At 62.3% G+C, this 11277-nt stretch carries 11 protein-coding genes; 6 read left to right on the top strand and 5 right to left on the bottom strand.

The genetic code is table 11. The features are described 5' to 3' along the window. Positions 1-13: 13 nt before the first annotated feature. From AC2444_RS33975 to AC2444_RS33990, 4 genes are all read right to left on the bottom strand, one after another. On the bottom strand, positions 14-700 hold the full coding sequence (locus AC2444_RS33975) for a GltB/FmdC/FwdC-like GXGXG domain-containing protein (protein ID WP_026157661.1): 687 nt from the start codon (positions 698-700) through the stop codon (positions 14-16). A 38-nt stretch (positions 701-738) separates the two neighbouring features. Continuing rightward, entirely contained in the window at positions 739-1647 is a 909-nt protein-coding gene (locus AC2444_RS33980; RefSeq protein WP_128449871.1) for a class II glutamine amidotransferase, read from the bottom strand. Between the two features lie 88 nt (positions 1648-1735). Then, positions 1736-2419, bottom strand: a complete 684-nt coding sequence (locus AC2444_RS33985; protein ID WP_012763161.1) for a helix-turn-helix domain-containing protein — start codon at positions 2417-2419, stop codon at positions 1736-1738. An 80-nt stretch (positions 2420-2499) separates the two neighbouring features. Continuing rightward, the gene (locus tag AC2444_RS33990) at positions 2500-3459 is read right to left on the bottom strand and encodes a GlxA family transcriptional regulator (RefSeq protein ID WP_128439144.1); all 960 of its coding nucleotides are present in this window, start codon (positions 3457-3459) and stop codon (positions 2500-2502) included. 86 nt (positions 3460-3545) lie between these two features. On the opposite strand from AC2444_RS33990, the gene AC2444_RS33995 reads away from it, so the two are divergent. From AC2444_RS33995 to AC2444_RS34010, 4 genes are read left to right on the top strand one after another with little or no spacing between them, the layout of a single operon-like run. Beyond that, positions 3546-4796: a sarcosine oxidase subunit beta family protein gene (locus AC2444_RS33995; protein WP_128449872.1), complete on the top strand. Its 1251-nt coding sequence runs from the start codon at positions 3546-3548 to the stop codon at positions 4794-4796. Positions 4797-4807: 11 nt separating this feature from the next. Further along, complete coding sequence (locus AC2444_RS34000; protein ID WP_012763637.1) at positions 4808-5089, top strand: sarcosine oxidase subunit delta; 282 nt, start codon at positions 4808-4810, stop codon at positions 5087-5089. Continuing rightward, positions 5086-8043 (top strand): sarcosine oxidase subunit alpha family protein, encoded by a 2958-nt coding sequence (locus AC2444_RS34005; protein ID WP_128449873.1) that lies wholly within the window; start codon positions 5086-5088, stop codon positions 8041-8043. Before AC2444_RS34000 ends, AC2444_RS34005 begins: the two co-directional genes overlap by 4 nt. Further along, on the top strand, positions 8036-8581 hold the full coding sequence (locus AC2444_RS34010) for a sarcosine oxidase subunit gamma family protein (RefSeq protein ID WP_113547794.1): 546 nt from the start codon (positions 8036-8038) through the stop codon (positions 8579-8581). The genes AC2444_RS34005 and AC2444_RS34010 overlap by 8 nt, the downstream gene beginning before the upstream one ends. 130 nt (positions 8582-8711) lie before the next feature. Here the strand turns inward: AC2444_RS34010 and AC2444_RS34015 are convergent, their stop codons facing one another. Then, the gene (locus AC2444_RS34015; protein ID WP_244432282.1) at positions 8712-10025 is read right to left on the bottom strand and encodes a TadA family conjugal transfer-associated ATPase; all 1314 of its coding nucleotides are present in this window, start codon (positions 10023-10025) and stop codon (positions 8712-8714) included. A 468-nt stretch (positions 10026-10493) separates the two neighbouring features. On the opposite strand from AC2444_RS34015, the gene AC2444_RS34020 reads away from it, so the two are divergent. Both AC2444_RS34020 and AC2444_RS34025 read left to right on the top strand, forming a co-directional pair. Next, positions 10494-10697, top strand: coding sequence for a hypothetical protein (locus AC2444_RS34020; protein ID WP_003548168.1), 204 nt, complete (start codon positions 10494-10496; stop codon positions 10695-10697). A gap of 13 nt (positions 10698-10710) precedes the next feature. Then, a complete protein-coding gene (locus AC2444_RS34025; RefSeq protein WP_012763632.1) occupies positions 10711-11274 on the top strand; it encodes an A24 family peptidase in 564 nt (187 codons plus the stop codon). The last annotated feature ends 3 nt before the right edge of the window (positions 11275-11277 follow it).

The following is an 11277-nucleotide window of genomic DNA, read 5'->3' on the forward strand; positions in this document are numbered from 1 at the left end:
ATGGTCCCTCGCCTTAATACGCGTCGGCGTTGTCGATATTGAAATTGTAGAGCTTGCGGGCCGAGCCGTAACGCTTGAATTCCTCGGGCCTCACTTCGCTCACGCCCGCTTTTTCGAGAAGTTCGGCCAGCTTCGTCAGATGCTCGGGACGCAGCTCCTTTTCGATGCAATCGGCACCCAGGCTCTTGACCGAACCGCGCACGAAGAGCTTCGCCTCGTAGAGCGAATCCCCAAGCGCATCGCCAGCATTGCCGAGCACCACGAGGTGGCCGGACTGGCCCATGAAGGCCGACATATGGCCGATATTGCCATGAACGACGATGTCGATGCCCTTCATCGAGATGCCGCAGCGCGATGCCGCATTGCCCTTGATGACAAGGAGGCCGCCGCGGCCGGTTGCGCCGGCATACTGGCTGGCATCACCCTCGATGACGACTGTTCCAGACATCATGTTTTCGGCAACACCCGGACCTGCCGAACCGTGAACGGTGACGGTCCCGCCGTCGTTCATCCCGGCGCAGTAATAGCCGACCGACCCCTTCACATCGACCGTGACGGGCGCATCGATGCCGACGGCAACCGAATGGCTGCCGCGCGGATTGACGACTTCGAAGGAAAGATCGTTCGAACCGTTCTGGATGTTGTGCAGGGCGCTGTTGAGTTCACGCAACGGCGTAGTGGCAAGATCAATGACAGGCATGTTTCGATAACCCTTGGAGAATATGCATGAGGCGCCGGTCAAGCGACCTTCTGGTGATCCCAGAAATAGACGGTTGCAGGCTCCGGCTCCCAGACCCGGGCATTCTCGATGCCGGGCAGATTGACGAGCGCCCGATACTCCGAACCGAAGGCGACATACTGCTCCGTTTCGGCCATGACGGCGGGCTTGCAGGCGATCGCATCGCGCACCACGCCGAAGCCGGACTTGGTGCCGACGACGAAGGTGAAGAAGCCGTCGAGGTCATCCACCGCGCCTTCCAGCGCCTGGCCGAGATTCTTGCCCTTGGCCATCTCTGCCGTCAGATAGGCGGCGGCGACCTCGGTGTCGTTTTCGGTTTCGAAGGTCATGCCTTCGCGCTTCAGCTCGCGGCGCAGATTGTTGTGGTTGGACAGCGAGCCATTATGCACCAGGCATTGGTCGGAGCCGGTGGAAAAAGGATGGGCGCCGAGCGTCGTGACGGCTGATTCCGTCGCCATGCGGGTATGGCCGATGCCGTGGGTGCCGGCCATTGAATTGACCGCGAAGCGGGAGACCACATCCTTCGGCAGGCCGGTTTCCTTGTAGATCTCGATGGCGTCGCCGCTGCTCATGATGCGGATGTTCGGGCGCAGTTCCGCAACGGCTGCCTTGCCCGCATCGAGCAGATCCTTCGCAAGCGTGATGACGGCATGGGTGCTCTTAACCTGGATGGCGACCGGTGCGCCGACCGCCTGGCCGAGCTCGGCCTCGAGGTCGGCGAAATCCTTCTTCGGATTGGCCGACTGGATGGTGATCTTGGCATTGCTGCCGCTGGCGTCGCCATAGATCGCGATACCGGCGCTGTCCGGCCCCCGATCCGTCATCGTTATCAGCATCGAGGACAGCAGTGCCCCGAGCTCCGGTTCGAGACTTTTATCCTTGAGGAAGAGCCCCACAATTCCGCACATGACCAGACCTCCGTTCGTGTTGAGAAAGGACTAGCAGGTCTGTTTTCGGTTTTCAACTCGGAAGAAAGATTTTTTCTTTTAAGGCAAGTCAGCCTTTCGAGCTGCGCTGAGGATAGGTGATGATCGAGAGGTATTTGCTCGGGAGTTTGACCAACTGCTCCGGCCCATGTGGTGCATCGGCATCGAAGAACAGGCTGTCGCCCGGCTCCATCTGGAAAAGCTGGTCGCCATGGCGGTAAACGACTTCGCCTTCGAGCATGTAGAGAAATTCCATGCCCTCGTGCTGGAAGGTCGGGAAGGTGTCGGAATCGGCCGTCAATGTGATGAGGTAAGGCTCGACGATGACGCCGCTGGTATTGTTGTCGATATGGCCGAGCAGATTATATTGATGGCCGGCGCGCGTGCCGCGCCGTTCGAGTTCGATGCCCTGCCCCGCTTTGACGAAGACGGCATTGCGCGGTTCCTCGAAACGGCGGAAGAAGGCCGTCAGCGGCACGCCGAGCGCCCGCGACAGCGATTGCAGGGTCGTCAGCGACGGCGAGATGTTGCCGTTCTCGATCTTCGACAGCATGCCGAGTGAAATTCCGGTCGCGGCCGCCAGATCGGTGACCGTGATGCCGAGTTTCTTGCGGTAGGCGCGCACCTCATGGCCTATCGCCATTTCGAGGTTGTTTTCCTTCGGCTCGCGGACGGCGTGCGGATCCTGGGAAAAGGGAGCGCGTCCACTCTGCGCCTGTTCCGGTTGCTCTGCCGCTTCACGCTTGGTTTTCATGGGTTTTCCACCGCCGCCTTCTCTTTTGTCTGAAGGCAACCCTATCGTCATAGTGAAAATTCCTCAACCGTGAAGAAAACCTATTCCCGCCGCGCCGCGCGCGGAGCGATGCCGTAGACGGCACGGAACATCCGGGAAAAATGGCTCAGACTGGAAAAACCGGTGGCCACCGCGATTTCCGAGACGGAAAGCGGGCTCTGCTTCAGCAGGCGATGGGCATGCTGCAGCCTGATCCTGCGGTACTGATCGAGGAAGGTGGTGCCGAGATGGGCCGAAAAGAGCCGGTCGAGATGGCGGGTGGTGACGCCGGCGATGCGCGCCATGGCGGCACGCTCGAGCGGCATCTCGATCGTCTCTTCCATCCGTTCGAGAACGTTGAGCAGGCCGGAATGATGGACGCCGTAACGCTGCGCCAGCGAGGCGCGCTGGGGTGCAGCGGGCTCGTTGACCTCGGTGTGCAGATACCAGTCGCTGACCCGGCGGGCGAAATCCGGCCCCATGCGCTCGGCGATCAGCACATGCATCATGTCGAGCGGTGCGATGCCGCCGCCGCAGGTGATCCGGTTGCCGTCGATCACGAAGCGCGCCTGGCGCGGCGTCAGGTCCGGGAAGGCTTCGAGAAGGGCGGCCGCATGCTCCCAGTGGATGGTGAAGTCGCGGCCGCCAAGCAGTCCGGCGGCGGCCATCAGATAGGGGCCGCCCGAGATGCCGCCGATCCTCACCCCTTCGCGCGACAGCTGCCGCAAGCAGGCAAGTACGCCGGGGTACCGCCAGTCGCGGGGCAAGCCGCCGGCGCAGACGAAGGCCGTTCCGAGCCCCGAGCCCCTGACCGGGAGAGGCTCGGCGGGGACGCTTGTGCCCGAGGAGGAGAGCGCCGGCGCGCCATCGGGCGAGAAGATCTGCAGTCGATAGATCTCGCGTCCGGCCAAAAGATTTGCCGCCCTGAGCGGTTCGGTCGCCGAAGCATAGGACATCAGCGCAAATCCCGGGATCAGGATGAAGCCGATTTTCTGGACATTTCTACTATCAATAGAGGACATGTCTCTTTCTTAGCGATTTGTGTCCCTTCTGTGCAAGTCAGCCCTTCTCTTTCTGGCATCATGCAGCTGTTCTTTCCGGAGTGACCATGCGCTATTCCGCTCTTTCGATTTTCTTGAACGGCCTTCGCGGCAACAAAGGCTGGGCGCCGGCCTGGCGCGACCCGGCGCCGAAGCCGCATTACGACGTCATCATCGTCGGCGGCGGCGGGCATGGTCTTGCCACCGCCTACTACCTTGCCAAGGAATTCGGCGTCACCAATGTCGCTGTCCTCGAAAAGGGCTATCTCGGCTCCGGCAATATCGGCAGGAACACGACGATCATCCGCTCGAACTATCTGCTGCCGGCTAATAATCCGTTCTACGAGCTGTCGATGAAACTTTGGGAGGGGCTGGAGCAGGACTTCAACTTCAACGCCATGGTCTCGCAGCGCGGCGTTCTCAACCTCTTCCATTCCGACGCGCAGCGCGACGCCTATACGCGCCGCGGCAACGCCATGCGGCTGCATGGCGTCGACGCCGAGCTTCTCGACCGGCAGGCGGTACGCAGGAAATTGCCCTTCCTCGATTTCGACAATGCCCGTTTCCCCATTATGGGCGGCCTGTTCCAGCCGCGCGGCGGCACGGTGCGCCACGATGCGGTCGCCTGGGGTTATGCGCGAGGCGCCGATCAGCACGGCGTCGACATCATCACCCAGTGCGAGGTGACCGGCATCCGCAGCGAAAACGGTCGGATTACCGGCGTCGAGACCAACAAGGGCTTCATCGGCTGCGGCAAGCTGGCGCTTGCTGCCGCCGGCAACTCCACCGTCGTCGCCGATATGGCCGGCCTTCGCCTGCCGATCGAAAGCCATGTGCTGCAGGCCTTCGTCTCCGAAGGGCTGAAACCGTTCATCGACACGGTCGTCACCTTCGGCGCCGGGCATTTCTACGCGTCCCAGTCGGACAAGGGCGGCCTGGTCTTCGGCGGTGACATCGACGGCTACAATTCCTATGCCCAGCGCGGCAATCTCGCCTCGGTCGAGCATGTCGCCGAAGCCGGGCTGGCGCTGATTCCGTCGCTGTCGCGCGTGCGTTATCTGCGCTCCTGGGGTGGCGTCATGGATATGAGCATGGACGGCTCGCCGATCATCGACCGCACCCATATCGACAATCTCTATCTCAACACCGGCTGGTGTTACGGCGGCTTCAAGGCCACACCCGCCTCCGGCTTCTGCTACGCCCATCTGATCGCCCGCAACGCGCCGCATCAGACCGCCCGCGCCTTCCGGCTCGACCGCTTCGCGCGGGGCTATCCGATCGACGAAAAGGGCGTCGGCGCCCAGCCCAATCTGCACTGAGGACATTTAAGATGGCGAGCTTGATTTCCTGTCCCCATTGCGGCGCCCGACCGAAGGAGGAGTTCTCGATCCGCGGCGATGCCGGCCTTATCAGGCCGGCGCCGGATGCCGGTGCGGCGGCCTGGTTCGATTATGTCTATCTGCGCGACAATCCGAGAGGCCGGCACAGCGAATATTGGCACCACTCTTCCGGATGCCGCCGCTGGCTGATCGTCGAACGCGATACCGTCACCCATGTGGTCCACGGCGTCAGGGATGCCGCTCTTTCCAAGCTAAGCGGAGAACCGGCATGACGAGCTTCCGTCTTTCCTCCGGCGGCCGCATCGACCGCGCCACGACGCTCGGTTTTACTTTCGACGGCAGGCCACTCGAAGGCCATCCGGGCGATACACTCGCCTCGGCGCTGCTTGCCAACGGCGTCCAGCTCGTCGGCCGCAGCTTCAAATATCACCGCCCGCGCGGCATCCTGACGGCGGGCGCTGCCGAACCGAACGCGCTGGTAACGACGGGCAGCGGCGGGCGCACCGAGCCGAATACGCGCGCCACGATGATCGAGCTCTACCAGGGGCTGACGGCAAAGAGCCAGAACCGCTGGCCTTCGCTCGGCTTCGATGTCGGCGCGGTCAACGGGCTGCTGTCGCCCTTCCTCAGTGCCGGCTTCTACTACAAGACCTTCATGTGGCCGGCGGCCCTCTGGGAAAAGCTCTACGAGCCGGTGATCCGCAAGGCGGCGGGCCTCGGCAGGGCTTCCTACGAGGCCGATCCCGATAGCTACGAGAAATGCTGGGCGCATTGCGATCTGCTGGTGATCGGTGCCGGCCCGACCGGTCTTGCCGCAGCGCTGACCGCCGGCCGCGCCGGTGCGCGCGTCATCCTCGCCGACGAGGGGTCCGAACTTGGCGGCAGCCTGCTTTCCGACAGCGCCACCATTGACGGCAAGCCGGCGGATGCGCTTCTCGGCGCGCTGCTTGCCGAACTGGCGAGCCTGGAGAACGTGCGCCGCCTGCCGCGCATGACGGTGTTCGGCTGGTATGACGACAATGTCTTTGGCGCCGTCGAACGGGTGCAGAAGCATGTGGCGATGCCGGATCCGGAACGCCCCGTGGAACGGTTGTGGCGCATCGTCGCCCGCCAGGCGATCCTTGCAACCGGCGTCGAGGAGCGTCCGCTGGTCTTCGGCGGCAACGATATTCCCGGTGTGACGATGGCAGGCGCGATGCGCAGCTATCTCAATCGGCAGGCGGTCGCGCCCGGCAGAAGCACGGTCATCTTCACCACCAACGATGCCGGATATCGAACCGCAGCCGATCTGGAGGCCGCCGGCCTCACCGTCGCGGCGATCGTCGACAGCCGCGCGGATGCGGCCGCGAGCTGGCAGGGCCGCGCCGAAGTGCTGAAGGGCGCCAGGGTCATCGATGCGCTTGGCGGCAAGCGCCTGCGCGGCGTCAGCGTCGAAACCGCAACCGGCACCCGCCGGATCGAAGCCGATGCGCTAGCCATGTCGGGCGGCTGGAGCCCGATCATTCATCTTGCCTGCCATCGCGGTGCGAAACCGCAATGGTCGGACGAAGCCTCGGCGTTTCTGGCGCCTGTCCAGCAGGAAGGTCTGACCGTTGCCGGCTCGGCTGCCGGCCTTGCGCAAACCGCGACCTGCCTCGGTGATGGCGCCGCAAAGGCAGTTGCCGCGTTGAAGGCGATCGGTTTCGCGGCGGCGGAACCGGCCTTTGCCTTGGCGTCCGAGGCGGCTGCACAGGCAAAGCCGCTCTGGTCGGTCAAGGGCTCGAAGGGCAAGGCCTTCGTCGATTACCAGAACGACGTGCATCTCAAGGATCTCGGCCTCGCCGTCCGCGAAGGCTACGGTCATGTCGAGCTTGCCAAGCGCTACACCACATCAGGCATGGCCACCGATCAGGGCAAGCTTTCCAACATCAACGCCATCGGCATCCTTGCCGAGGCGCGCGGCGTGTCGCCCGCCGATGTGGGAACGACGACTTTCCGGCCCTTCTACACGCCGGTTTCCTTCGGCGCCTTGACTGGGGCGTCGCGCGGCAAACATTTCCAGCCGGCGCGCAAATCGCCGCTGCATGGCTGGGCTAAGAAGAATGGCGCGATCTTCGTCGAAACCGGCCTCTGGTACCGGTCCGCCTGGTTTCCGCGCGCCGGAGAGACGACATGGCGTGAAAGCGTCGACCGCGAGGTGCTGAACATCCGGAAGAATGCCGGCCTCTGCGACGTCTCGACCCTCGGCAAGATCGAAATCTTTGGCAAGGATGCCGCGACCTTCCTCGATCGCATCTACTGCAACGGCTTCGCCAAGCTCGCTGTCGGCAAGGCGCGTTACGGCATCATGCTGCGTGAGGACGGCTTCATCTATGATGACGGCACCACCAGCCGGTTCAGTGACGAGCATTTCTTCATGACGACGACGACCGCACTTGCCGCCGGCGTGTTGACCCATCTCGAATTCTGCGCCCAGACGCTCTGGCCGGAACTCGACGTCTGCTTCGCCTCCTCGACCGATCAATGGGCGCAGATGGCCGTTGCCGGGCCGAAGTCGCGCGCCATTCTTCAGGAGATCGTCGACGAGGATTTGTCGGATGCAGCCTTCCCCTTCATGAGCGCGCGCAAGGTCTCCCTGTTCGGCGGCCAACTTGAAGGGCGGCTCTTCCGGATTTCCTTCTCGGGCGAACTCGCCTACGAGCTGGCGGTGCCCGCCGGCTACGGCGAAGGCGTTGCGGATGCGATCATGGCGGCGGGCGAGAAACATGGCATCTGCGCCTATGGCGCCGAAGCGCTCGGCGTCATGCGCATCGAAAAGGGCCATGTCACCCATGCCGAAATCAACGGCACGGTGACGCCTGGCGACCTCGGTTTCGGCCGCATGGTTTCATCAACCAAGCCGGATTTCATCGGCAAGGCATTGCTTGCCCGCGAAGGGCTGCAAGATCCCGAGCGGCAGCGCCTTGTCGGCGTCAAGCCGCTTAATCCGGCGACCGGTTTCCGCACCGGCTCGCATATTCTCGCCGACGGCGTTGCGGCGACCCTCGAAAACGACCAAGGCTACGTCACTTCAAGCGCCTTTTCGCCAGGGCTCGGCCATACGATCGGCCTGGCGCTCGTCAGGCGTGGGCCGGAGCGCATCGGTGAAAAGGTGACGGTCTGGAACGGCCTGCGCAACGAATTCACCGATGCGGTGCTCTGCCATCCCGTCTTCATCGATCCCGAAAACGAGAAGCTCCATGCGTGATCTTCCGCAACACAAGCCGGTTCTGGCCGGGGCAGCATATAAAGGCATCTCAGGGGCGGGCGTCCGGCTGGAAGCCTTGCCGGAGGGCCATCTCCTGCATGTGCTCGGCGCAATCGAGCCCACCGCGCTCGCCGCAGAATTGGTGAAAGCAGGCTTTGCGAAAAGTTCGATCCGTAAGGCAGGCTTCCGGCAATGGTTCGTCGCCGGCGACGAGCCGCTCGTGCCCGCCAGCCTCCATGCTCTCGCGGCAGCACTTGCGGGAAAGGCTTTCGTCATGGACCAGAGCCACGGGCGCGTGCGTATCGGCGTTTCCGGCCGTTCTTCGCGCGCACTTCTCTCAAGGGGGGCCGCCGTCGATCTCGATCCTTCCGTCTTTCCGGAAGGCCATTCGGCCATGACGATGGTCGGTCATCTCTCCGTGCAGATCGTCCGCACCGGCGATGACAGCTTCGAACTCACGGTCCTGCGCAGTTTTGCCGAAAGCCTCTGGGACGATCTCGTGCATATGGCGGCGAGCGCTGAAAAGGACGACGTCTGACAGAGCATTATGCCGAAAAGTGTGAGGTTTTCCGATGACATCATGCTCTCACTATATAACGTAGACCAGGATGATTTTAGGCCGATCCGGCCCAAAATCACCCTGGTCTAGAGGCGGGTTTCGATCGTTTTCAAGCTGTATGCAGCGAGGCGGCGCCGACCCATTCGGGGCGCGCCGCGCCTTGCAGCTCCTCCAGCGCATCGGCGGCAAAGCTCGGTACTACACCGGTCCACAGCAGTGCGCCGTCGGGATTGGAATGGCCGTCGCCCTCGAGCTTGTAGATGCTTTCGACGATATACTGGCCGTCATTGTTCAGGCCCTTGATCTCGGAAATCTCGACAACCCGGCGCCTTCCTGTGCGCTTGAAGCGGGCGATCTGCACGACGACGTCGACCGCCGAGGCGATCTGGGCGCGCAGCGGCCGAAGCGGCATGTCGATATCAGACATCAGCGCCAGCGTTTCCAGCCGGTGCAGGGAGTCATAGGGCGTATTCGCATGCACCGTCGAAAGGCTGCCGCTGTGACCTGATGTCATTGCCTGGATCATATCGAGCGCCTCGCCGCCGCGGCACTCGCCGACGATGACCCGGTCGGGCCGCATGCGCAGCGACGAGCGGAACAGGTCGCGGATGCTGGCGCCGCCGCGGCCGAACCGATCGGGCTTCGTCACTTCGAGATAGACCACGTGTTCCTTACGGATCTGCAGTTCGGACGTGTCTTCAATGACGATGATGCGCTCGTGGTCGGCAAAGGCTTCCGACAGCGCGTTCAGCATCGTCGTCTTGCCGGTGCCGGTGCCGCCGGAGATGATGACGTTCTTTTGCAGCCCAACGGCCGCCTGCAGCAGCGTCAGCGACTCGTCGGTCAGGCTGCCCTGGGTGACGAGATCGTGGATGCTGCGATGTTCTTTCAGAAAGCGTCGGATGGAGATGCAAAGCCCGGTGCGGGACGCGGGCGGCTGGATCATCTGCACGCGCGAACCATCCGGCAGACGGGCCTCGACGCTCGGTTCCTCCGGCGTCAGCCGCTTGCCTGAGAACTGCGCGATGCTGCGCGCGGCCGATTCCAGATCCTCACGACTGGCGAAACGCGTATCGGCGCGTTCGAGCTTGCCTCGCCTTTCGACGAAAATGTCGGATGTGCCGTTGATCAGGATTTCGGACACGCTCGGATCATCGAGGAGAAAACGGATCGGCCCAAGCAGCTTGTCCAGCGCCCGGGTCAGGACCTGGAAGGTGGCCTGTTCGGCAGCGTCGTCGGATACGGCCTTCATCAGAGCGGCATCCCGACCAGGACCGTGCTCATGCCGAACAGCGTCGCCATCATCTGAACCGCGGTCGGAAAGAACATCATCAATGGAATGAGGACCAATCCAAGTATTAAGATGCTGCTCATCGTTTCCATCGTTCTCTCTCCGGATCGACTGGCGGGCGATACCCACCATTTCAGGAAAGCTTAATCCAGATCATCAAACAACGCCATGGTCGGGTGCCGTGCGGGCGGTGATTCTGCCCGCGGTACGCCTTCTCTTCTATCGCTTTGAAAGAATTGGCCAATTATGGAGCAGTAGACGAAGCCGCGAAGGACCATCAAAAACTTCTTCTCCACAGGTAAAACTTCAGCCTGTTCAAAAGGTTAGTTAAAAAAACCCGGCGTCAACTGCGACTTTGTCGCCGATGCCTCCAAGACAATTGGAACCCTTCGTTTCGTTTGCTTGACGGAGGGCTGGCCTTGGGCGCACTCTTGGGTCTTAATGGTGTTGCTCAACAAACGTTGGCCGCCGGGGAAGATAAGCTGAAGCAGAAAATATCATTGGATCGAGCAACATGCTCGTTCGGATCGATAGCGTATGCTTGGTTCATCTTCACCAAGGCTTCGAACCGAAACAAACCTGGGAATGAGGAGTACTCACATGTTTGGTAAACTCAAGACTCTCGCAATTGCACTTCACAAGGACGAACGCGGCGACATGGCCCAGATCGTCCTGGCCGTCGCCCTGATCGTCATTCCGCTGATGCTGATCCTGCTCGCATTCGGCAAACAGATCGGCGAATGGTTCAACGAAAAGAACACGGCGCTCTCGGATGCCGAGAGAATTCCTGAGCCGGGTCAATAAGCGGGTCGGGATCATGGATACGACCTATGATCTGACCCTGGTGCCTGCGGCGGCGGCTCTTGCCGTCGCCTGCACCATGACCGCGGCGGTGCTCGACCATCGCCACGGTCATATCCCGAACGCCGTCACTTATCCTTGCCTGCTTGGCGGGTTCATGTTGGCGGCAGTCAGCGGCGGTCTCGCGGGGATAGGGCTTGCTTTCGCAGGCCTCTTTGCAGCCGGCCTGATCTTCATCATCGCCTTCGCAGCCGGAAGCTGCGGCGGCGGCGACGTCAAGCTGATGGCGGCGCTCGGCGCCATTCTTGGCCTCTGGCCCGCCATCGACGTCACACTTGCATCGCTGATGGTCGGCGGCGTGATTGCCGTTTTCTCCATGGCGCGGCGTGTTCAGTGGAGCGTGCTGGCCCGAACGGTCGGATTGTTTGCGCTTCTCCTGCCTGCCGGTTTCCGCGATGCCGCTTCCGTGCTGAAGCCGCGCGAAACCCATCATACCGTTCGCTTCGGCGTTGCCGCTGCTCTCGGACTTCTCTGGTGCCTTTTCATGCCCGATTTCACCCCTCTTTCATTCGTGAGGTAACGG

The sequence above is a fragment of the Rhizobium sp. WSM1328 genome (assembly GCF_057653715.1).